The sequence below is a fragment of the Tsukamurella sp. NPDC003166 genome (assembly GCF_040611135.1).
Lineage (GTDB): Bacteria > Actinomycetota > Actinomycetes > Mycobacteriales > Mycobacteriaceae > Tsukamurella.
In genome coordinates, this window is the sequence record NZ_JBEXNL010000001.1 from 369,540 (window position 1) to 390,575 (window position 21,036).

Genomic DNA, 21,036 nt, shown 5'->3' on the forward strand with positions numbered 1-21,036 from the left:
GTCGGGGCACCTCCTCGGTGCATCACCGTAGTGCCGACGCGACCTCCCCGGCCACCCGCGCGCCCGATTCGAGGGCGCCCTCGATGTACCCGGCGTGCTCCGTCGCCGTCTCGGTGCCGGCCCAGTGAACGACGCCCGCGGGGGCGTGTCCGAGCGGGAAGGGCATCGCGCCCGCCGTCGGGTCCGGAAGGGCGAGGTAGCCGCCGCCGACGTACTCGTCGCGGTGCCAGGACTTCTCGTGCCAGCTCGCGGGGGTCGTGACGCCCTCGCCCAGGTGCACGGCGAGCCGCGCGAGCATCGTCTCCCGACGGTCCGCCGGGCTCAGGTCGTCGAGGGACCGCGCGTCGGCGCTGCCCACGAGCAGGCACAGGTGCCCGGGCCCGGCCCCGTCGGCCGACGGTGGCGTGGTGTCGAACACCCCGACGCCGGGGCCGGCGATGTCGATCATCTCGGCGTGCCCGTTCGCGCGCCAGAAGGGGCGCTCGTACACGGCCAGGGCCTTGTAGACCGAGCCCATGTACATGCCGCGCTCGGCGCGGGATCTCTCGGCGGGCAGGGCCGGACGGTGCTCGATGGCGGCGGCGATGGGCGGGGGGACGGTCACGATCACGCGCCGTGCGCGGACGGTGCCGGTGGTGGTGTGCACGGTGGCGCCGTCGTCGTCGCGATGGATCGCGAGCACCGCGCGGTCGGTGTGCACGCGGTCGCCGAGGCGGTCCGCCATCCGGACCGCCAGGGTGCCGGCACCGTCGACGACCAGGGAGTCCTGCGCGCCGCCCCGGGTGGACAGGGCGGTCAGCAGTCCCTCCTGCACCCGGACGGCGGCGGCGAAGTCGCGCAGCGCGAACCGGTCGGCGTCGGCGGTCGTGGCGATCGCGATGAGCACGTCGAGCAGCCGCCGGGCGCGCCCCGGCACCGTGCGCAGGAGGTCGGCCACCGTCGCACCGCCCCCGGCGAACGGACCGCCGAGGCGGACCACGCCCTCCCAGGCGGCGAGCGCCGCGCCCGCGAGGAGGAGGGCGGGGCTCGCCATCCCGATCGTGCGCGCGCCGTCGACCAGTTTCGGCATCCTCGGCGTCTCCATCCGAAAGACCTGCGCGCCGAACTCGGCGGCGAGTGCCTCGAACCGGTGATGGCCCTTGCCGATCCACTGGCCGCCCAGGTCGACGTGCGTGCCGAGCGCGGTGGCCTCGGTGAGCACGCGACCGCCGACGCGGGGCGCGGCCTCGAGCACCAGCACATCGACGCCACGGTCGTGCAGGTTCAGCGCGGCGCGCAGTCCGGCGATCCCGGCGCCCACCACCACGACGGTGGCCCGTTCGGCGCCCGGCTGCGCGGTCCCGGGGTCCGACGGTGCGGCGGCCCCGTCCGTGGGGCGGGTGTCGGGCGAGTCGGTCATGAGGGGCTCCTGTCCGCGGCGATTCCACATATACAGTCGGTCGTATGACTGAGTGTAGGGCGATGTGACGCGGGTCGCAATGATCTCCTGTGGATCGGTGACCGCGGACCGCTCCGCGGACTAGTCCCCGGGCAGGGGGAAGAGCCGGTCGGCGAGGACGGCGACGTACAGTTCGGCGGCCGCGCGCGGGTCGGACCGGTCGCGGCCCGTGAGCTGCTCCACGCGGCGCAGGCGGTGATTGATGGTGTTGCGGTGGTAGTGCAGCCGCTCGGCCGTGGCGGCCAGGGAGCCGCCGCAGTCGAACCAGGCGCGGACCGTCGTGATGAGCGCGTCGCGGTCGGGGTCGGGGAGCGCCAGTACCGGCCCGAGCACGGCGTCGCGCAGCTCGCGGGCCGCGTCCGGGGTGTGTGCCAGAGCCAGTGGCAGCGCCGCCTGCCCGTACGCCGCGGCGGTCGTCTCGCCGGGCGCGATGCCGGTCATCGCGAGCTCGGCCTGCCGCACCGCGGCCCGCGCCTCGAGCGGCGCCGCGAAGCGCTCGCTGACGCCGACCCGCCCGCCCGCCTCGCGACGCAGCAGGTCCAGCACCTGCGGCAGAATGTGCTCGGTGCTCAGGCTGAGCAGGCCGACGCGGGTGTGCACCTCGGACGTCCAGTACGAGACGACGTTCTTGTCGCGCAGCCGGCGCTCGATCCCCGCGAGGGGCTCCGCGTCGCCTCCGGACTCCGCGCAGACCACCAGGAAGACGCCCGACGCCGGCAGCTGCAGCGTCTGCGCCGCGGCGTGCAGCCGGCCGGGCTCGAGCACCCCGTCGAGGAGGGCCCGCAGCTCGACGCGGCGCAGTTCCGCGTCCCGGCCGGTGCGCTCGGCGACCGCGCGGCCGTACTCCTCGGTGGCCGCGGTCGAGTAGTCGTCGATGATCCGCCACACGTCCGCGCCGATGTCCGGGAGCAGCTCCGGGTTCTCGATGCAGGCGGCGCGCATGTGGTCCCAGACGAGCCGCCCCGCGAGGCGGTAGGCGTGCAGCAGCGCCGCGAGGGGGAAGCCGTACTCGGCCTTGAGGCGGCCGGTGGCGCGGGCGGCGTGGAGGCCGTGGTCGGGCTCGCCGGCGAGCTGGCGCAGGACCGAATCGAGGTTGGTGTGCACAGCCTCGCGGAGCTCCTCGGCGCTGAGCAGGGTGCTCTCGGCGTAGGCGTGTTCGCCCGTGAGGATGCGCCGGACGAGCTCATCCGTGAGCGGCTCCAAGTCCGCCATCAGCAGGCGGGCGAACTCCGCGGGGGAGGCTCCGGCCGGGGCTGTGATCGTCGACACGGGTTCGATGCTAGCGCGGTCGCCTCGCGCGTCGAGTGTGCTTGCGCACAACGGGGCCGCAAGCGGGCCGTAGCTCCGGCACGATGCGCCGGCCCCCCGTGCGGACCACACTGGAGGACAGAGACGTGACTGGGCTCACAGGATCCGCGAGGAGAAACAATGACCACCACCGAGAACATCTTGGACGCCGCCGTCGCGGACCTGCAGCAGGGGGAGCGGACCTGGGCCGCGACCTCGCTCGCCGCTCGCCGCGCCCTGCTCGACGCCGTCCGCGAGGCCACGGCGGCCGTCGCGCAGCAGTGGGTCGGCGCCGCGGCCGGGATCAAGGGCCTGCCCGCCGGTTCGACGTTGCTGGGCGAGGAGTGGCTCAGCGGCCCGTACTCGGTGATCACCGCGTGCGAGGCGCTCGCCACGAGCCTGCGGGCGCTCGAGGAGGGCCGCAGCCCCGTCGACGGCTTCACCGTGTCCTCCGCCCCCGGCGGCCGGTCCGCCGTCGAGGTGCTGCCGCACACCGTCTTCGACCAGCTGCTGATGAGCGGGTTCTCGGCGCAGGTCTGGACCGTGCCGGGCGTCGACGCCGATGCCGTGCGCGAACGTGCCGGCCTCGGCGAGCTCGATCCGACGATCACCCACGGCGTCGCGGGCGTCCTCGGCGCGGGCAACATCTTCTCGATCCCGCCGCTCGACACCCTGTACCAGCTCTACCCGGACAACCGCGTGGTGCTGCTCAAGCTCAATCCGGTGACGGACCCGCTGCTGGATGTCTTCCGTGCAGCGTTCGCGCCGCTCATCGAACACGGCGTGGTCCGCATCGTGACCGGCGGTGCCGACGTGGGCGGGGCTCTCGTCAACCACCCCGGCGTCACCACGGTGCACATGACGGGCAGCGCCCGCACCCACGACGCCATCGTGTTCGGCACCGGAACCGAAGGCGCGCAGCGCAAGACGGAGAACAGCCCGCTGCTCGACAAGACCATCACCAGCGAACTCGGCGGTGTCTCGCCGACCATCGTCGTGCCCGGCGAGTGGTCGAGCGCCGACCTGACGTTCCAGGCCGAGCACCTCGCCACGCAGCGCCTGCACAACAACGGCTACAACTGCGTCGCCTCGCAGGTGGCCGTGATCAGCGCCGATTGGCCGCAGAAGGAGCAGTTCCTCACCGAGCTGCGCGCCGCCTTCGACCGCGCCCCGCAGCGCCGCGACTACTACCCGGGCTCGGCCGACAGGGTGGCCGCCGCCCGGGCCGGGTACGGCGCGCAGGCGCAGCCCGCCGGTCCCGACGGTGCCCGCACCCTCGTGTTCGGCCTCAAGGCCGATAGAACCGAGGAGGCGCTGCACACCGAGTACTTCGCGCCCGTCTACGGCGTGCTCGAGCTGCCCGGCGACGCTGCGACCTTCCTCGCGAACGCCGTGCGGGCGGCGAACGAGGACTTCGAGGGAACGCTCGGCGTGAACATCGTGGCGGATCCGGCCACGATCAAGGCCCTCGGTGACCGGTTCGAGCAGGCCATCACCGACCTGCGCTACGGCACGATCGCCGTGAACGCCTGGACCGGCGTCGGCTACCTGACGGCCCGCGCGTCGTGGGGCGCCTTCCCCGGTCACACCATCGACGACGTGCAGAGCGGCATCGGCGTGGTCCACAACGCGTTGCTCCTCGACGATGTCGAGCGCACCGTCGTGCGTGGTCCCTTCCGGCCGTCGCCCCGGTCGTTCGTCGGCGGCGAGCTCTCGATGTCGCCGAAGCCGCCGTGGTTCGTCACCAACCGCACCGGCGCGGTGACGGGCAAGCGCCTCACGGAGTTCGTCTCGAAGCCCTCGTGGCTCAAGCTGCCCGGCATCTTCGCCTCCGCCCTGCGCGGCTGACGGTCCGCCGCTGGTGCGCCCCGTCCGGACCTCCCGGGCGGGGCGTCAGTTGCCGAAGAACCGATCGCTGAGCCGGTCGAAGAAGCCGTCGATCTTCTTCTCGCGGTCGGTGCCCTCGACCTTCGAGTTCCAGAGGTGCACCAGCCCGAAGACCACGGCGACGAGGCCGAGGACGAGTGCGGTGATCAGGATGACCTGGACCGTTGTGGACATCGCCATCCTTTCGTGGAGCCCCCGTCGGGGTTGAACCGACGACCGGAGTCTCATAGCCACCGCCTCGAAGAGTAGCCCTGCTCAAACGGCATCGGCATGTGGTGGTCGAGGTACCCGTGGAGAATCTCTTGCTCGAGAAGGACCATTGGGGTGATCCGTCTGCCAGACTTGGACGCATCAGGGTAATCGAAGACTGAGCCCCCTGTGTACTGCCTTCAGGGAACTCGTAGACCACCTCGTAGACGTTCTGCGCCCGGAAGGTGGGTTGGTCGACATCGAGTTGGGTCGCATCACCACTGACGAAGCGGTCGCGGAAATCTTGGCCAGGTACGACCGGCGCGAGGCCGGTGCCGATTCTCAGCCCTGACCACGCTGCCGGCGGAACTCGTCGGCGGGTGCACCGGTCTCCCGGTGCGCGAGCATCTGCCGGTACAGCTCGATCGCCCGTTCGGCATCGCGCGCCTGCGCGGCGCTCAAGGAAGCGGCCGGCGCATCAGGGATCACGCCGGGGCGCAGTTCCGCGGCGAGGTAGCTCGAATCGAGCGTGCGCATGGCCACGTGGCGGGCCGCGTGGACCGCGGCCGCGTCAACGCGCGACCAGTCGACGGGGTGGCCGGCCTCGCGGAGCATGAGGTCGAAGAACACCCGCTGCGATCGGCTGTTGCCGTCACGGAACGGGTGCCGCGCGGTCAGCTCGCCCCAGTGCCCCGCGACCGTCTCCACGGCTTCGTCCACGGCGACGCTCAGTGGCAGGGACGCAGCGATCTGACGGAACACGTAGGCTGTCTGCTCGGCCAGGAACTCGACGCGGCAGTGGGGCATGCCCATCGCCTTCGTCTCCGTGGTCCGCATCCGACCGGCCCACTCGTACACGTCCTGCAGGATGTACGCGTGGAGGCGCTGTAGGTGCGAAAAGTCGAAGCCGCCCATGAACTGCTCAGGATCGCGTGCGATCTCTGCGACTCGCGCGGCCGCGACCTCGAGCTCGTATTCGGCGAGCTGGCTCGGATCTGTAATGCCGAGCTTGTTCGGCAGAACCTCGTCGCTCACGCGGTCTTGCGCGGCTGCCGGTCCATCCTCGCGAGCGCGCGCCGACGCGCGGCATCGACTTCCTGCTCGACGGTGCTCTCCCCCGCCGCAATCCGCCGCACCATCGCCTCGGCCGTGTCGGTCAGCGGCATGCCGGCCATGATGTGGCCGGCCTTCACTCCTGCGAGGGCCTGTTCGACGGTACGCGCCTCAACGGTGGTCATAGTGCTACCGATTGTACCTACTGACCAGCGGGTACGCGGCGCGGAACGTTGTTCGCGATGGCAGCCGCCACCCCAAGAGCGATGAACACCGACATGATGACAACCGCCCACGTCGGAGCATCGACCGTCAGCAGCACGATCAACAGCGCGACCGGGCACGCGAGGCTCATATATTTCAAAGCAGCCATTTCCGCACCTTCCGTGGTGTGTGCAACCCCAGGATAGTGCACGTCAAAGGGTAATTCCACCACCGTAGAGTCCTCAGCGACCGACTCCCGGGATACTGGCACGGTGATCTATCTCCTCGCCTTGCACGAGCCGTACCAGTCGGACCAAGATCCGGTCCCGATCAACACGACGATCGTGCGACGCACTGCCACTGGGCTCCCGCAGGTCGATGCCGTGCTCGTCGCCAACGGGCCGAACAGCCATCCCACGATCATCGAGCCGCGCCGTCGGTACACTCACCCGCGATCGCTCGCCGTGCCCCCGAACCGACCCGTTCTGGGACACATGATCGGAGGCCTTCGGCAGAAGGTGCCGGTGACTGTTTGAGTCAGTCTACGGACACCCCGGGGCGGCTCACTTGAGGGTGCGACGATCTCCACTGGGCGGACAGAAGTGCATTCGGCGGGTCGAGGCGGACCTTCGTGACGAAGAGAAGCTCATGCGGCCCCGGACACATGATCCGGGGCCGCGAGCGAGCCCCCGGTCGGGATTGAACCGACGACCTGCTGTTTACAAGACAGCTGCGCTACCACTGCGCTACGGAGGCGTGCGCGATCAGGGTACCGCGACCTGGGAGCTGGGGAGGCGTGGCCCTGCGGCCGACGGCACACAGCATATCGTGACCGGCATGACTGACTCCTTCGAGACCATCAGCTGGACCATCGACGACGACGGCATCGCCACGCTGGTGCTGGACCGCCCGGACCAGCTCAACGCGTTCAGCGTGACCATGGCCCGTGAGCTGACGGAGTTCTTCGAGGTGCACGCCCACAGCGACGACATCCGCGCGGTCGTCGTCACCGGCGCGGGCCGCGCCTTCTGCGCCGGGATGGATCTCACCGGCGAGGGCAATGTCTTCGGCCTCGACGAATCCGTGCAGCCGACCCCCGAGGAGTTCGCCGCGCACTACGACGAGGCGCCCTACCAGGACGGCGTGCGCGACACCGGCGGCAAGCTGACCCTGGCGATCTACTCCCTCCCGAAGCCGGTGATCGCCGCGATCAACGGCCCCGCCGTCGGCATCGGCGCGACCATGACGCTGGCGATGGATACCCGCCTGGCCTCGACCAAGGCCCGCATCGGCTTCGTCTTCGGCCGGCTCGGCATCGTCATGGAGGCGTGCTCGAGCTGGTTCCTGCCCCGCATCGTCGGCCCCGCCCAGGCCCTCGAGTGGGTCTACTCCGCCGACATCCTCACCGCCGAGCAGGCCCGCGAGGGTCGCCTGGTCCGCAGCCTCCACGAGCCCGACGAGCTCGTCTCCGCTGCCCAGGAGCTCGCCCGCTCGTGGGTGAAGGGCCGCTCCGCCGCCGGCGTCGCCGTCAACAAGCAGCTGATCTACCGCGGCCTGGGCGCCGCGAAGCCGCTGGACCAGCACCTCATGGACTCGCTCGGGATGTATTACACGTCGATCGGGGACGGCAAGGAGGGCGTGGCGGCCTTCCTCGGCAAGCGTGATCCGGAGTTCACTGCGAAGGCCTCCGAGCTGCCCCGCATCGTCGCGGGCTGACCCGCTCGACGGTGCCCGACATACGCGGGGCCGTCGTCAGAGGAGGGCGATCGGGATCAGGCTGAGCAGACCCGGCGTGATGACGGCCAGTGCGGCCGCGAGCGTGAGCAGCCGCCGGAAGAGTCGGTCCTGTTCGTCGTGCGCGGTGTTCCCGATGATCAGCGTCCCGGCCACGTGGATGGGGTTCATGACCATCAGGGCGGCGGGGACGCAGATCGCGGCGGTCACCCAGAAGACGATGCCGGTGTGCGCGAACGCGCCGAAGGCGATCGGCATCATCAGGCCCAGCACGCCGAGGGTCGAGCTCTCGATGTTGCAGAGCAGCGCGGTCAGGTAGGCGATCACGAGGATCAGCAGAGCCCCGGTCCCGAGGTGCCGAAGGATGTGCGCGATGGAGTCCATCGTGCCGATCTTCTGCATCAGTCCGAGGTAGGTGAGCAGCCCGCACAGCAGCAGGATCGAGTTCCACGGGATGCGGGACAGGAGTGCCCGCTCGTCCGCGTATCGGTGGAAGCCGATCTGCAGCAGCGCGGCCAGGCACATCGCGGTCACGCCGACATCCGTCTTGGCGAGCACCACCAGGAGCACGAATGCCAGGAGCGCCGCGCCCGACGCGGCCATGTACCAGGGATTCGACGGCGTGTCGTGCTTCTCGGCTGCGGCCGGTGCGGGTGTGGCCTCGACGGGGTGCCCCCGCTTGCGGGCCACTGCGAACAGGGCCTGCAGGGCAGCGACCACGACGACGGCGACCGTCATCGACACCGCCCACAGCCCCCACCCGGAGTAGGTGACCCCCACCTTGTTCGCCGCCGCTCGGACCACCGCGCCGGTCGGGTTGAGCGGCGACAGGCCGGCCGAGTTGGCGCCGATGATCACCGCGAGCTCACTGAGCAGGAACATCCGCCGCGACCGCACCCCGACGTGCGCCACCATCGGCACGAGGAACGCGATCGGCGCGGTGGAGAAGGCGCCGGCGGTGGACAGTGCCGCGCCGATCACGAAGCCGGCCCAGGGCAGCAGCCCGTGCCGGTCGCCGATCGCGGCGTAGACCCGGTCGACGAACACCTCCAGTGCCCTGCTGCGTTCGAGGTGCGCGAAGAGCAGCGAGACACCGGCGATGAGGACGAAGATGTCGCCGGGGAAGGTCGTGTACATGATCTTCGGGTCGAACCCGGAGTAGGCGAGTACGGGCAGTGCCGCGGCCAACGCCAGGACGCCGATGTTCATCCGGCGCCGGATCGCGACGACCAGCACCGCGACGAGGAGAACGAGCGAGAGGATCTGTGGTGCGCTCACGCGACTCCCTCCGACGGTCCGCCGTGACCGTCGGGCCGCGCGGAGCAGGACATTGCGGTGCGAAACTACGCTTGTCGGGAGCGCGGGCGGCCGCACGGCGCGGAACACGAACCGGTTCATCCCCGTTCGGGTGAAATGCCGGGGAGCCCGCCCGGCGGCGCATCGTCCCCGCCGCCCAATAAGCTGAACCCCATGGAGATCCGCGACGCGCAACCGTCCGACCTGCCGGCGATCCTCGCCATCCACAACGACGCCGTGGAGAACTCGACGGCGATCTGGACCGAGGAGAAGGCCGACCTCGCCGAGCGCGAGGCGTGGTTGACCGAGCGCCGGGGCGCCGGGTTCCCCGTCCTCGTCGCCATCGTCGACGGTGAGCTGGGCGGATACGCGTCGTACGGGCCCTTCCGCGCGAAGACGGGGTACCGGCACACCGTCGAGAACTCGGTGTACGTGGCCGACGGCTTCTACCGGCGGGGCATCGCCGAGGCGCTGATGCGGGCCCTCCTCGACCGCGCCGAGGCTTCCGACGTGCACGTCGTCGTCGCGGCGATCGAGGAGTCGAACCACGCCTCCGTCGCGCTGCACCGCAAGCTCGGCTTCCGGGTGACCGGCCAGATGCCGCAGGTGGGCTACAAGTTCGGGCGCTGGCTGGACCTCGTGCTCATGCAGAAGATCCTCTGACGACGCGCACCACCCCGGACAGCACGACGGCCAGCGCGATGGCGACGAGCAGCGCGATCGTCGCCATCGCGTAGGGCTGGTCCAGCACCGTCGGGTTGAGCGCGCCCTTCCCGGGCGGACGCGGCAGCTCCACCGCGGCGGCGAGAGCCAGCACCGTCACCGCGGCGAGAGCGCCGCACAGCGCGCCCGGCCACCACGTGGGCGGCAGCACCCGTACCGCCACGTGACCGGCGAGCAGGCACAGCGGCGCGAACACCCCGTCGTGCGCGACGAGGATGGCGACCGCCCACAGCGCCGCCGACAGCAGATCCCGCGGCGGCAGGTCCATCGACTGCAGTGCGCCGTACCCGATCAGGCCCAGCCCCGCCGCCACGAGCAGGGCCCGGAGCACCAGCACGCCCGTTCCCGCGCGTTCCGTGCCCGACGATTCCACGTCCGTCATGCCGCCTCGATCCTCGACACCCACTTGGTCTGATGCACGCCGGGCCGCGCCGCGGCGATCACCCGGCACGGGTAGCCGTGGTCGAGGTCCAGCTCCTCGCCGTTCAATTGCAGTGCGAGCAGCGAGGTCTCGTCGCGGACCTTCGCGGCCTCCATCGTCGACTGTGCGTACAGCCCGAGCTCGGTCGACGCGAATCGCAGGTCGGCACCGTCGAGCCCGGCGAGTGCGGCGACCTCCGCGATCCGCACCCCGGTCCAGAGCGCGTACTGCGTCCAGCCCTCGACGCACGCGATCGGCAGGTGGACGGTGTGCTGCGGCAGTGCCCGCAGCTGGTCGAGCGTGAGCTCGACCCTGCGCGGACCGTCGAGCACGAGCCGGAAGTCCGGCGACCGAACGTGTTCCGTGACCCCGGCCGCGGCGGCGGTGCGGTTCACCGGCATGCCCTGCGGCCCGTTCCCGGACCGCGGCGCCAGCACACCGAGCCGGTGCAGGCCGGGGATCGACTGGCTGCCGACGGCGACCACCGCCAGCCCGGCCGCCGCGAGCCCGGCGGTGAGGACGGTACGCCGGGACACGCCGGGCGTGTACGACTCCCGGGCGCCGCGGCGGAAGGCGGTGAGCACGATGGGCAGTTTGATCGCCAGGTGGATCGATACCGCGCCGAGCACGACGAACGCGGTCGCGTAGTGCGCCGTCGGGAAGAAGAACCTCCACGCGTACCACTGCGCGATGTTGAGCAGTCCGGTGAACAGCTGGAACAGCATCGCGGCCACCAGCGCGAAGGTGGCGGCGCGCTCGAGGAGTCGCGGGAGCGAGCCGATCGCGGGGCGCTCGAACAGCTTCGGGTACACGGCGGCCAGCTTGAGCAGCACCAGCGGGATCGCCGCCACACCCGATGCGATGTGCAGGCCCTGCGTCAGCTGATACAGCCAGACCGGTGAACGCGGCTCGGTGAACCACGAGGGAGGGTGTTGCAGCCAGTGACTGAACAACCCCGTCGCGAAGCACACGACGATGCAGACGCCCAGTAGCGCGCCGAGTCGGGCCGCCGTCACCGGCTGCCGTAGGGCGGGCGGTCCGGTCGGCGATGGGCGGCTCACCGGACCAGCTCCGCGCACCGTCGACCCGAGTGGTCGAGCCGACGAGCGAGTCGCAGCCCCGCGTCGACCGCGAGGTCGTCCAGCACATCGAATCCCACATGCGCCCAGGGGAACCAGACGGACGTACCGCCCGCGGACCGCACCCGGACCGCTTCCCGGTGCACGCCGCGCGCCGACGGCTCGACCTCCACGACGACGGTGCCGCCGGGCTCGACGAGTGCCGCCGCGCGGCGCAGCAGACGCGCCGGATCGCCGCCGATACCGATGTTGCCGTCGAGCAGGATCGCGTGCGACCAGCGTCCTTCGCCGGGGAGCGGAGCGAACACGTCGCGCCGCAGCGCGGCAGCACCTCGTTCGCGGGTGAGCCGCACCGCATGCGGCGAATCATCCACGCCCAGTGCGGGAATACCGCGTCGGAGCAGCAGGTCGACGATGCGACCGGGGCCGCAGCCCAGGTCCACCGTCGGACCGTGGCACCAGTCGAGCACGGCACCGAGGAGCGATTCGTCGGCGTGCTCGTGCCCGAGCCAGCGCGCGACGGGCAGCCGTCGCACCTCGCCGCCGGCGGACTGCAGCTCGCCGTCGTGGACCGCCATGACGGTGTCCCAATGCGCCGCGGTCACGCGCACCGCTCCTGCTCTGCGCGGAGGGTTTCCGCGGTCCGACGGAACCACGAGTCCGGAGCGCACGCGGCGGCCACCGCACGGACGTCGTCGGGCCGGTCCACGTCGCGCAGCTCCGGTAGTTCCTGAGGGACGAGCCCGGCATCGGCGAGCGCCCGCCGCGTGCGCGAGCCGGTCGATGCGGTCGACATCGGGACGGCCAGCAGGCAGGCCAGGCGGTCCGCCGCCCCCTCCGGCACCCCGAGCGCCCACCACCCGCCGTCCTCAGCGGGGCCGAGTGCGGCGGACCGTCGGGACGCCTCGAGGCCGAGCGCGAGCAGCTCGGGCCGGACCTGCGGGGTGTCCATGCCGATCTGCAGGACGGGGCCGTCGCCGAGCTCGGCGGCGCGGCGGTGTGCCGCGACGAGCCGCTCGGCGAGCCCGCCCTCCGACTGCCCGAACACGTCGCAGCGGTCGAACAGCCGGCGCAGGCCGGAGCCGTCGACGGCGTCCTCGAGCCGCCCGCCGAGCGCTACGGCGCACCGGGTGCCGGGAACGGCGAGCGCCGCGGTCAGGGTGTCGCGGAGAGCGGCGGCGGCGATCCGGGCCGCGTCAACGGAGCTGTACGAGCAGGTCAGTCGCGTCTTCACCAGGCCGGGGACGGGCGCCTTGGCCACCACCAGCACGGTGCTCATCGCGCCGCTCGCAGGAAGTCGCCGGTGGCCAGGACCGTGCCGCGCAGCGACCCGGAGACCTTGGAGCGCCCACCCGTGCGGGGGCCGTAGTGGACCGGCCGCTCGATCACCCGCCAGCCGGCGGCGCCGGCGCGCGCAAGCAGTTCGACGGGGTAGCCCGACCGCCGATCCGCGACGCCGAGTCCCAGCAGGGCGTCGCGGCGCGCGGCGCGCATCGGACCGATGTCGTGCACGGGCAGCCCGTACCGCCCGCGCAGGCGCGCGGCGACGAGCGCCGATCCCACCCGGGCGTGCCACGGCCACACGCCGGGAGAGGCGGGGCGGCGCCTTCCGACCGCGAGGTCCGCGCCGGCGCGCACGGCGTCGACCAGCGGTGCGAGCTCGCGGGGGTCCAAGGATCCGTCGCCATCGAGGGTGCACACGAGTTCCGTCCGCGCTGCGAGGACCCCGGCATGGACGGCGCTGCCGTACCCGGGCCGCGGCTCGACGATGACCTCGGCACCCGCCCGTCGCGCTACCTCGGCGGTGCCGTCGGTGGAGCCGTTGTCGACCACGAGTGCCGTGAATCCCGGTGGTAGGGAGGTGATCACGAGTCCCACCGATGCCGCCTCGTCCCGGCATGGGATCACCACGGTCACCGTACCCGGCTCGAATTCCGTCATGGTTCTCACGCTAGGAACGCGACGGCGCTCGGGCCAGGCGTTCCCGATGACGAAAGTATGACGGTGTGCCGGCCGGCGCAGTTCGGGCTATCGGCGACGCGGGTCCGTCGATACCGTCGATGCCATGCCGAGTGAACCGGCCGCGTCCCGCGGCGCCGCGCGTCGCACGTCCCGCGGTCCAGCGCGCGGTGACCCGGCGTGGGCCGCGGGCGCGGTGGTCCTGGTCGCGGCGGCGGTGATCGTCCCGCACCTGTTCGACGTCGGGTTCCGCATGCGCCTGGTCGCCGAGTCCGCGCCGCTGTTCGGGAGGTTCCGCCTGCACGCCGGTCCCGGCACCGTTCCCGCCGTGGTCATCGCGCTCGTCGTCGTGCTGTGGGGTGCCCCGCTGGCCCGGCGCCTGTCCTTCGGACGGCTCGTCGCGCTCACCTCGGCGGTGTTGTTCGTCTGGGCCCTGAGCCTGGGCACCGTCGCCGGATGGCAGCGCTTCGCGACGAAGCTCACCGGGTACGACCAGTACCTGCACGAGGTCCCGGGGGCCCGCGCCGATGTGGGCGCCGCGGTCGGCGAGTTCGCCCGCCGGATCCCGGACCACCAGCCCGATTCGTGGACGGTGCACGTCTCGGGCCACCCGCCGGGGGCGCTGCTGACCTTCGTCGGGCTCGACCGGATCGGCCTGGGCGGCGGTACCTGGGCCGCGCTGTTCTGCACCGCCGCCGGCGCCTCGGCCGCGGCGGCGGTCCTGCTCACGATCCGCACGCTCGGCACGGAGGAGATCGCCCGGTGCAGCGCGCCCTTCTTGGCGCTGTTCCCGGGCGCGCTGTGGCTGGCCCCGTCGGGCGACGCCTACTTCGCGGGCACGGCCGCCTGGGGCATCGCGGCGCTGGCGGCCGCGGCGGTCTCCCACGGCCGACGCGCGGTGGCCTTCGGCGTGCTCGCGGGACTGGTCCTGGGCTGGGCGGTCTTCCTCAATTACGGCCTGATCCTCCTGGGCGTGATGGCGGTGACGGTGCTGGTCATCGCCCGGAATCCCCGCCCGCTGCTCACCGCGGTCCCGGCGGCCCTGGCGGTGGTCGGGCTGTTCGCGCTGGCCGGGTTCTGGTGGCTCGACGGCTACCACGGCGTGGTGCTGCGCTACTACCAGGGCATTGCGTCCTTCCGGCCCTTCGCCTACTGGGGCTGGGCGAACCTCGCCGCCGCGGCGTGCGCGTTCGGCGTCGCGGGCGCCGCCGGACTCGGCCGGGTCCCGGGTGCGCTCGGCGCACTCCGGCGGCCCCTGCGCGGAACCCCCGGTGCGCTCCTCGCGCTCGCCGCCGGTGCGGCCGTGATGGTGCTCGCCGCGGACCTCTCCGCGCTCAGCAAGGCCGAGGTCGAGCGGATCTGGCTGCCGTTCACCGTGTGGATCGCCGCGGGAGCGGGAATGCTCTGGTACGGACGCAGTGACGCGATCGCGAGCGCGTGGCTCGCGGCGCAGGCGGCGGGCGCGCTGCTCGTCGCGCACACGGTGCTGATCTACCAGTAAGCGATGGAGGGAGCAGGGTGTGAACGACGATCGGTACGTGCTCATCGCCGACGACGACCCGCTGGTCAGCGATGTCGTGCGTCGCTATCTCGAGCGGGACGGCCTGCCCACGTCCGTCGTCGCCGACGGTGCGGCGGCCGCCGAGCACCTCGCCGGCGGGCGGGTGCGCCTGGCGGTGCTCGACGTGATGATGCCCGGCCCGGACGGTATCGAGCTGTGCCGGCGGGTCCGCGCGGGCGCGGCCGGCGCGCGCAACGACCTGCCCCTGATCCTGCTCACCGCCCTCGGCGAGGAGGACGATCGGGTCACGGGCCTCGCCGCGGGCGCCGACGACTACGTCACCAAGCCCTTCAGCCCCCGTGAGCTGGCGCTGCGCGTCGCGTCGGTGCTGCGTCGCGCGCACCAGGAGCCGGCGGCCGCGGTCAGCGAGGGCGCGGTCACCGTCGACACCGCGGCGTGCGTCGCCACCGTGCACGGCCGCGTGGTGTCGACGACGCGCCGCGAGTTCGACCTGCTGGCGCATTTCCTCGCCCACCCCGGCGAGGTGTTCAGCCGCGAGGACCTCCTCGAGCAGGTCTGGGGCTGGCAGTTCGGCGACCTGTCGACGGTGACGGTCCACGTCAAGCGCCTGCGCGCCAAGCTCGGTGCGGAGCACCGGATCGAGACGGTGTGGGGCCGCGGCTATCGCTGGGGCGCCGGTGCGGAGGACGACGATGCCTGACGTGCTGAAGATCGCGCTGCTCGCGTTGCTGTGGTCGGCGCCGGTGGTGCTGGCCGGGGCGCTCGTCCTGTGGCGAGCGCGGCGCATGTCGCTGCAGATGTCGATGGTGATCCTCGTGCTGATCCCGGTGCTCGCCGTGCTGTCGGGGGTGATCGGGGTCAGCGGGTTCATGTTCACCGCCGACTTCACCCGCACTGTGACGGTGCTCGGCGCCGTGCTCGTGGTCGCGGTGCCGGCGGCGGTCGCGCTCGGACGCTTCCAGGCCCGGCGCACGGTGTGGGAGAGGCAGATCCGCGAGCAGGAGCGGGCGGCCGAGGCGGCGCGCCGCGAACTCGTCGCGTGGGTGAGCCACGACCTGCGGACGCCGCTCGCCGGGATCCGCGCCATGTCGGAGGCGCTGCGCGACGCGGTGGTCACCGAACCCGACGACGTGACCGAGTTCGCGGAGCGGATCGACCGGGAGACCGTGCGGCTCTCGGCCATGGTCGACGACCTGTTCGAGATGTCCCGGATCCATTCCGGTGCGCTCACCCTGGACCTCGAGACGATCGACGTGCGGGAGGTCGCGGACGAGGTCCGCGCGGGCTTGGCGCAGGTCGCGACGCGGGCCCAGGTGACACTGGAACTCGATGCGCCCGAGCCGGTCCCGGCCCCCGTCGGGGTATCGGCGCTGGCCCGGATCCTGCGCAACCTCGTGCTCAACGCCCTCGCCCACACGCCGGCGGGCGGCGCGGTGACGATCGCCGTTCGTCGCGACGGCGAGGAAGTGGTGCTCCGCGTGGACGACACGGGTACGGGCATCGCCGAGGTCGACCTGGAGCGGATCTTCGACCTCGCCTACCGCGGTACCGCGCACCGGTCGCCCGTGAACACCGATGGGCTCCCGGCGGGCACCGGGATGGGGCTGGCCATCGCGCGGGGTCTCGTGGACGTGCACGGGGGCACCGTCGTCGCGGCGAACCTGCGGCGCGGCGCCCGGTTCGAGGTGCGGCTCCCGGGCGGGCTCAGCGGAGGGGAGCGGTAGCGAACTCGGCCAGTCCGCGCTCGGGCCCGATCGCCGCCGTGAATCCGAGTTCCGCTGCGGCGCGGGCGGGGTCGGCCACGATGTGCCGCACGTCGGGGGCGCGGAACTCGCCCGTCACCACGGGCTCGGCGGCGCCGGCGGTGTCGCGGGCGAGGATCCGCGCGACCTCCCCGATCGTGACCGGGACGCCCGAGCACACGTTGTAGGTGCGGAACGGAACCTGCGGATCCGCCTGCAGCGCGCGGAGGTTGGCCCGGGCCACGTCGCGCACGTGCACGAAGTCCCGGGTCTGCCGACCGTCCTCGAAGACGCGCGGCGCACGCCCGGCGGCCAGCGCGGAGCGGAAGATCGACGCCACCCCCGCGTAGGGGGTGTCGCGCGGCATCCGCGGTCCGTACACGTTGTGGTAGCGCAACGCGATCACCGAACCGCCGGTCGCCCGCGCCCACGCCGCGGCGTAGAACTCCTGCGCCGCTTTGGAGGCCGCGTACAGGCCGGTCGGGTCGATCGGCGTGTCCTCGTCCGTCAGGGCCCATCGCGCGACGGTGCCGTCGGGCAGGATCCGCTCGAACCGTCCGGCCCGCAGGTCGTCGACGGTGCGCGGCAGCGGCTTCGCGGGCCGCCCCTCGGCGTCGACGAAGGCACCGTCGCCGTACACGACCATCGACGAGGCCAATACCAGGCGGCGGCAGCCGACCCGGGCCATCGCGGCGAGCAGCTCGGCCGTGCCCAGGTCGTTGTTGGTGGCGAACAGCGGTGCGTCCGCGGCGTCCACGCCGGCGCCGACCGCGGCGGCCTGGTGGCAGACCACGTCCACGCCGCGCAGCGCGTCGTCGAGGCCCCGGGCGTCGAGGAGGTCGAGCCGCCGTACGCCGTCGGGGGTGGCGTCCGTGTCGTGCGCCTGGGGGAGCATCGCGTCGATGCCGACGACCTCGTGCCCGCCGCTCTCGCCGAGCAGGTCGGAGATGTGCGAGCCGATGAACCCGGCGGCGCCGGTGAGGAGTACGCGCATGGGTCCATCGTGACCGGCGCCGGGCGACGCGTCGAGATCCGCGTGCCGCCCGTCACCGACTCGTCACACGTGTGCGGCGTTGTCCGCGATGAGCCCCGCGAGCTGCTCCGGCCGCTCATCGGGGATCCAGTGGCTCACCCCGTCGAGCACGACGAACCGGTACGGCCCGTCCACGTACTCCCCGGCGAGCTCGGCGCCGGCGCGGCTGAGCGCGATGTCGTCGGTGCTCCAGACATAGGTCACGGGGCAGCCGATCCGCGTGCCCGCGCCCGGCTTCACCGCGGTGAAGGGCATGCCGCGGTAGTAGTTCAGGCCGCCGCCGAGCAGCCCCGGCGCCAGCACCTCGTCGACGACGGTGCCGATCGCCCCGTCGGGCATGCCGCTGCCGCGGAGGAAGGCCTCGAACCGCCCGGGGAAGCGGCGGGCCAGCAGCTCCGGCACGGCCGGGATCTGGAACAGGAACATGTAGTACGACTTCAACGCCTGGTCCGAGCGGAGGAACGCCCGCAGGAAAGCGAGCGGGTGCGGCACGGACACCGCGGTGAGCGTGCGCACCAGCTCCGGGTAGGTGGCGGCGGTCAGCCAGGCCGTCGACGCGCCCCAGTCGTGCCCGACCAGGTGCGCCGGGCCGGTGCGCTCCAGCAGCGCGGCGATGTCCGCCGCCAGCTCGGAGCTGCGGTACTGCCAGCGCCGGGGCGGGGTCGCCGTGCGCGCGTACCCGCGCTGCCACGGGACGACGGTGCGGTACCCCCGCCCGTGCAGATGTTCCGACACGGCCGCCCAGGACGTGGGCGTCTGCGGGAAGCCGTGCAGCAGCACCACGATCTCCCCGTCGATCGGTCCGCTGTCGACGACCGGGAAGACCAGCCCCGACCTGGTGAACTCCGTGATCCGTACCGTCATGCACTCACCCAACCACGCCCGACGGTGCGCGGCATCCGCCCCGGGGCGGAGGTGTGCGGAACCGTGCGGCCGCACCCGGTCGGAGGCGCAGGGCCGCGCCCACCGGACCGGGCACGCCGGCGACTGGTTCAGTGGATGTTGAGCGAGGCTTAAGGACCGGGGTGCACCGTGGAGGAGTAAGCGCACACCCGCACGACGGAGGAGTCGTCATGATCACCAGGACCGTCACCGTGACCGCAGCGGTCGCCGCAGCAGCCGGCATCGCCCTCATCGCACCCGGAGCGGCGAACGCGTCGCCGAACCCGTGCGACGTCCACCAGACCACGATCGCCCACATCGAGACGCCCAGCTCCAGCGCGTCGATCTGCCGCTGGCAGGGAGACGGCCGTACCGAGTACCGCGGCTTCGGCAAGGTCAACGGCCTCGCCGTGACCGCGCCCGTCGTGTGGTCGAACGGCTCGTCCTACAGCGCCGTCAACAACGGCTACACCTATCGCCTCGACGTGGGCCGCGGCCTCGCCGTCGTCGCCCCGAACGGCTACCAGATCTCGTACGAACCCGCGATCTGACGGGAACCGTTCCCGCCGCCCGGGGCGTGGCCTGTCCACGGCGGACAGGATCGGAGAGCCTCGCGATCAGTTCGCATCCTCGTGCCCCGTGACCGGCCCCCGACGGAGCGGCGCACCGTCGGACCGCGGATCAGCCGCGGTGCCGCACCTCGTACCCACTGACCACGGACACGCGGTTGAACGCGTTGATCGTGACCGCGGCCCAGATGAGTACGGACGCCTGTTCCTCGTCGAGGATGTCGGTGGCGCGGTCGTAGGCGATGTCCGCGGCATGGTGCGGCGGCAGCGAGGTCACCAGCTCGGCGATCTCGAGCGCGGCCCGCTCCAAGTCGCCGAACAGGCCGGGGGCCTCGCGCCAGGCGGCCAGCACGTCGAGCTGCTGGTCGCTGACACCCGCCGCGCGCGCGGCCTGCGCGTGCAGGTTCAAGCAGTACGCGCAGCCGTTGAGTTGCGAGCAGCGCAGGTTCACCAATTCGATGACACTGCGGCCGATCCCGGCGGCCTCCGCGGCCGCGGCGACCTCGGCGGAGACCGCGATCAGCTGCTTGTAGATCCGGGGTGAGGCCTTGTCGATCCGCACTCTCTGCGCTGGCATGGCACTAGGCTAGCGGCTATGAGCAACGTCGACCGTGCGCCCGAAGAGGTCGAGTGCGGGGCCTCTGCGAACGGGCCGGCCCCCGCAGCCGGGGTGGAGGTGATCGAGGCCCGGGAGGTTCCCCTCGGCGGACCCCGGGCGATGACGGTGCGGCGTACCCTCCCCACGCACGAGCGCTCGATGATCGGCGCCTGGTGCTTCGCCGATCACTACGGCCCCGACGAGGTGGACCGCTCGGGCGGGATGAACGTCCCGCCCCATCCGCACACCGGTCTGCAGACCGTGAGCTGGCTGTTCGAGGGCGAGATCGAGCACCGTGACAGCGCGGGCGTCGAGGCGCCCGTCCTGCCCGGCGAGCTCAACCTGATGTCCGCCGGCTCCGGCATCAGCCACTCCGAGGTGTCCACCCCCGAGACCACGATGCTCCACGGGGTGCAGCTGTGGCTCGCACTGCCGGACCGGGCGCGGAACGCCCACAACGGCTTCCAGCACTACGTGCCGCCCGTCGTGACGCTCCCCGATGTGCGCCCCGACGGTCCGGGTGGCACCGTCAAGGTCTTCATCGGCGAGCTCGCGGGCAGTTCCGCGGAGATCACCACCGCCACGCCGTTGCTCGGCGCGGAGATCCATCTCGAGCCGGGCGCGCGCGTCGCGATGGCCGTGAACGAAGAGTTCGAGCACGGCGTCCTGCTGGACACGGAGCGTCTCCTGTTCGACGGGGTGACCCTCACCAGGGGTGACCTCGGCTACGCGGGTCCGGGTCTCGGGGGCCTCCGGCTGCACAACCCGACCGACCGGCCCGCCCGTGTGATCCTGCTGGGCGGCGTGCCGTTCGACGAGGACATCGTGATGTGGTGGAACTTCGTCGGCCGCAGCCACGAGGAGATCGTCGGGTTCCGCGCGGAATGGGAGGCGCGGTCCGTGCGTTTCGGCGAGGTGAGCGGTTGGCGGGACGATCAGTACCTGCCCGCGCCGCCGTTGCCCACCACCCGCTTGAAGCCGCGAAAGAGGAGCACACGATGACCGACAGCACCGCCGATTCCCAGGACGCCGTCACCGTCGCCCGGAACGACGCCGAGGGCCGCTACGAGGTCGCCGTGGGCGGCGAGCTCGCGGGATTCACCCTGTTCATCGATCACGGCGAGCAACAGCGGATCTTCCCGCACACGGAGGTGTTCGAGCAGTTCGGTGGGCGTGGGCTCAGCTCCATCCTGATCCGCGATGCGCTCGCCGACACCCGTGCGGCGGGCAGGCACGTCGTCCCCGTGTGTCCGCTGGTCAAGAAGTACGTGATCAAGCATCCGGAGGCCGCCGACGTCGATCCGGTCACGCCGGAGATCCTCGCCGCACTGCGCTGACCGGCGCCGTTCACGGAAGCGTTCACAGGGAACTGCCAGCGAGTCGTCAGAGTCCTGGGCGCCGCACGGTGCACGATGGCGTG

General features: G+C 72.1%; 24 protein-coding genes and 1 tRNA gene. 9 read left to right on the forward strand and 16 right to left on the reverse strand.

Translation table 11 applies throughout. The features are described 5' to 3' along the window. Positions 1-22: 22 nt before the first annotated feature. Together ABZX10_RS01760 and ABZX10_RS01765 are read right to left on the reverse strand one after the other, a co-directional pair. Entirely contained in the window at positions 23-1,399 is a 1,377-nt protein-coding gene (locus ABZX10_RS01760; protein WP_355533866.1) for an FAD-dependent oxidoreductase, read from the reverse strand. A 120-nt stretch (positions 1,400-1,519) separates the two neighbouring features. Then, positions 1,520-2,707 (reverse strand): helix-turn-helix domain-containing protein, encoded by a 1,188-nt coding sequence (locus tag ABZX10_RS01765; protein ID WP_355533868.1) that lies wholly within the window; start codon positions 2,705-2,707, stop codon positions 1,520-1,522. A gap of 159 nt (positions 2,708-2,866) precedes the next feature. Here ABZX10_RS01765 and ABZX10_RS01770 point away from each other — a divergent pair, with 159 nt between their 5' ends. Further along, positions 2,867-4,573, forward strand: a complete 1,707-nt coding sequence (locus tag ABZX10_RS01770; protein WP_355533870.1) for an aldehyde dehydrogenase family protein — start codon at positions 2,867-2,869, stop codon at positions 4,571-4,573. Between the two features lie 45 nt (positions 4,574-4,618). On the opposite strand, the gene ABZX10_RS01775 is transcribed toward ABZX10_RS01770, so the two are convergent. The 5 genes from ABZX10_RS01775 to ABZX10_RS01795 all read right to left on the reverse strand — a co-directional run bounded on the left by ABZX10_RS01775 (position 4,619) and on the right by ABZX10_RS01795 (position 6,814). Beyond that, positions 4,619-4,786, reverse strand: coding sequence for a hypothetical protein (locus tag ABZX10_RS01775; RefSeq protein WP_355533872.1), 168 nt, complete (start codon positions 4,784-4,786; stop codon positions 4,619-4,621). A 357-nt stretch (positions 4,787-5,143) separates the two neighbouring features. Beyond that, positions 5,144-5,836: a Fic family protein gene (locus ABZX10_RS01780; protein WP_355533874.1), complete on the reverse strand. Its 693-nt coding sequence runs from the start codon at positions 5,834-5,836 to the stop codon at positions 5,144-5,146. Continuing rightward, complete coding sequence (locus ABZX10_RS01785) at positions 5,833-6,039, reverse strand: hypothetical protein (protein WP_355533876.1); 207 nt, start codon at positions 6,037-6,039, stop codon at positions 5,833-5,835. Before ABZX10_RS01785 ends, ABZX10_RS01780 begins: the two co-directional genes overlap by 4 nt. 17 nt (positions 6,040-6,056) lie before the next feature. Then, positions 6,057-6,290, reverse strand: a complete 234-nt coding sequence (locus ABZX10_RS01790) for a hypothetical protein (RefSeq protein WP_355533878.1) — start codon at positions 6,288-6,290, stop codon at positions 6,057-6,059. Positions 6,291-6,742: 452 nt separating this feature from the next. Beyond that, positions 6,743-6,814, reverse strand: a tRNA-Thr gene (locus ABZX10_RS01795). An 81-nt stretch (positions 6,815-6,895) separates the two neighbouring features. Between ABZX10_RS01795 and ABZX10_RS01800 the strand changes: the two genes are divergently transcribed. After that, a complete protein-coding gene (locus ABZX10_RS01800) occupies positions 6,896-7,774 on the forward strand; it encodes a crotonase/enoyl-CoA hydratase family protein (RefSeq protein ID WP_355533880.1) in 879 nt (292 codons plus the stop codon). A 36-nt stretch (positions 7,775-7,810) separates the two neighbouring features. On the opposite strand, the gene ABZX10_RS01805 is transcribed toward ABZX10_RS01800, so the two are convergent. Next, positions 7,811-9,070, reverse strand: a complete 1,260-nt coding sequence (locus ABZX10_RS01805; RefSeq protein WP_355533882.1) for an SLC13 family permease — start codon at positions 9,068-9,070, stop codon at positions 7,811-7,813. 192 nt (positions 9,071-9,262) lie between these two features. On the opposite strand from ABZX10_RS01805, the gene ABZX10_RS01810 reads away from it, so the two are divergent. Then, entirely contained in the window at positions 9,263-9,751 is a 489-nt protein-coding gene (locus tag ABZX10_RS01810) for an N-acetyltransferase family protein (RefSeq protein ID WP_355533884.1), read from the forward strand. On the opposite strand, the gene ABZX10_RS01815 is transcribed toward ABZX10_RS01810, so the two are convergent. Genes ABZX10_RS01815 through ABZX10_RS01835 form a run of 5 tightly spaced genes read right to left on the reverse strand, consistent with a single transcriptional unit; the run spans position 9,732 to position 13,252 of the window. After that, positions 9,732-10,193: a hypothetical protein gene (locus ABZX10_RS01815; protein WP_355533886.1), complete on the reverse strand. Its 462-nt coding sequence runs from the start codon at positions 10,191-10,193 to the stop codon at positions 9,732-9,734. The two genes, ABZX10_RS01810 and ABZX10_RS01815, sit on opposite strands and share 20 nt — an antisense overlap. Next, entirely contained in the window at positions 10,190-11,293 is a 1,104-nt protein-coding gene (locus tag ABZX10_RS01820; protein WP_355533888.1) for a molybdopterin-dependent oxidoreductase, read from the reverse strand. The genes ABZX10_RS01815 and ABZX10_RS01820 overlap by 4 nt, the downstream gene beginning before the upstream one ends. Next, a complete protein-coding gene (locus ABZX10_RS01825; protein WP_355533890.1) occupies positions 11,290-11,916 on the reverse strand; it encodes a class I SAM-dependent methyltransferase in 627 nt (208 codons plus the stop codon). Before ABZX10_RS01825 ends, ABZX10_RS01820 begins: the two co-directional genes overlap by 4 nt. Continuing rightward, entirely contained in the window at positions 11,913-12,590 is a 678-nt protein-coding gene (locus tag ABZX10_RS01830; RefSeq protein WP_355533892.1) for a DUF2064 domain-containing protein, read from the reverse strand. The genes ABZX10_RS01825 and ABZX10_RS01830 overlap by 4 nt, the downstream gene beginning before the upstream one ends. Then, positions 12,587-13,252 carry a glycosyltransferase family 2 protein gene (locus ABZX10_RS01835; protein ID WP_355533894.1) on the reverse strand — a complete coding sequence of 222 codons (666 nt, stop codon included), beginning with the start codon at positions 13,250-13,252 and terminating at the stop codon, positions 12,587-12,589. The genes ABZX10_RS01830 and ABZX10_RS01835 overlap by 4 nt, the downstream gene beginning before the upstream one ends. A 124-nt stretch (positions 13,253-13,376) precedes the next feature. Between ABZX10_RS01835 and ABZX10_RS01840 the strand changes: the two genes are divergently transcribed. The 3 genes from ABZX10_RS01840 to ABZX10_RS01850 are packed head-to-tail and all read left to right on the forward strand — an operon-like array spanning position 13,377 to position 16,516. Next, on the forward strand, positions 13,377-14,771 hold the full coding sequence (locus tag ABZX10_RS01840) for a hypothetical protein (protein ID WP_355533896.1): 1,395 nt from the start codon (positions 13,377-13,379) through the stop codon (positions 14,769-14,771). 19 nt (positions 14,772-14,790) lie between these two features. Continuing rightward, the gene (locus tag ABZX10_RS01845) at positions 14,791-15,492 is read left to right on the forward strand and encodes a response regulator transcription factor (RefSeq protein ID WP_355533898.1); all 702 of its coding nucleotides are present in this window, start codon (positions 14,791-14,793) and stop codon (positions 15,490-15,492) included. Further along, positions 15,485-16,516 carry a HAMP domain-containing sensor histidine kinase gene (locus ABZX10_RS01850; protein ID WP_355533900.1) on the forward strand — a complete coding sequence of 344 codons (1,032 nt, stop codon included), beginning with the start codon at positions 15,485-15,487 and terminating at the stop codon, positions 16,514-16,516. The genes ABZX10_RS01845 and ABZX10_RS01850 overlap by 8 nt, the downstream gene beginning before the upstream one ends. On the opposite strand, the gene ABZX10_RS01855 is transcribed toward ABZX10_RS01850, so the two are convergent. Together ABZX10_RS01855 and ABZX10_RS01860 are read right to left on the reverse strand one after the other, a co-directional pair. Beyond that, complete coding sequence (locus ABZX10_RS01855; RefSeq protein WP_355533902.1) at positions 16,497-17,528, reverse strand: NAD-dependent epimerase/dehydratase family protein; 1,032 nt, start codon at positions 17,526-17,528, stop codon at positions 16,497-16,499. The genes ABZX10_RS01850 and ABZX10_RS01855 overlap by 20 nt on opposite strands. A gap of 63 nt (positions 17,529-17,591) precedes the next feature. Beyond that, the gene (locus tag ABZX10_RS01860) at positions 17,592-18,431 is read right to left on the reverse strand and encodes an alpha/beta fold hydrolase (protein ID WP_355533904.1); all 840 of its coding nucleotides are present in this window, start codon (positions 18,429-18,431) and stop codon (positions 17,592-17,594) included. Between the two features lie 209 nt (positions 18,432-18,640). Here ABZX10_RS01860 and ABZX10_RS01865 point away from each other — a divergent pair, with 209 nt between their 5' ends. Continuing rightward, on the forward strand, positions 18,641-19,000 hold the full coding sequence (locus ABZX10_RS01865) for a hypothetical protein (protein WP_355533906.1): 360 nt from the start codon (positions 18,641-18,643) through the stop codon (positions 18,998-19,000). 130 nt (positions 19,001-19,130) lie between these two features. Here ABZX10_RS01865 and ABZX10_RS01870 read toward each other — a convergent pair whose 3' ends face one another. Next, positions 19,131-19,595 carry a carboxymuconolactone decarboxylase family protein gene (locus ABZX10_RS01870; protein ID WP_355533908.1) on the reverse strand — a complete coding sequence of 155 codons (465 nt, stop codon included), beginning with the start codon at positions 19,593-19,595 and terminating at the stop codon, positions 19,131-19,133. A gap of 18 nt (positions 19,596-19,613) precedes the next feature. Between ABZX10_RS01870 and ABZX10_RS01875 the strand changes: the two genes are divergently transcribed. Next, positions 19,614-20,618, forward strand: coding sequence for a pirin family protein (locus tag ABZX10_RS01875; protein WP_355533910.1), 1,005 nt, complete (start codon positions 19,614-19,616; stop codon positions 20,616-20,618). Beyond that, positions 20,615-20,953, forward strand: coding sequence for a GNAT family N-acetyltransferase (locus tag ABZX10_RS01880; RefSeq protein WP_355533912.1), 339 nt, complete (start codon positions 20,615-20,617; stop codon positions 20,951-20,953). The genes ABZX10_RS01875 and ABZX10_RS01880 overlap by 4 nt, the downstream gene beginning before the upstream one ends. Positions 20,954-21,036: the final 83 nt, after the last annotated feature.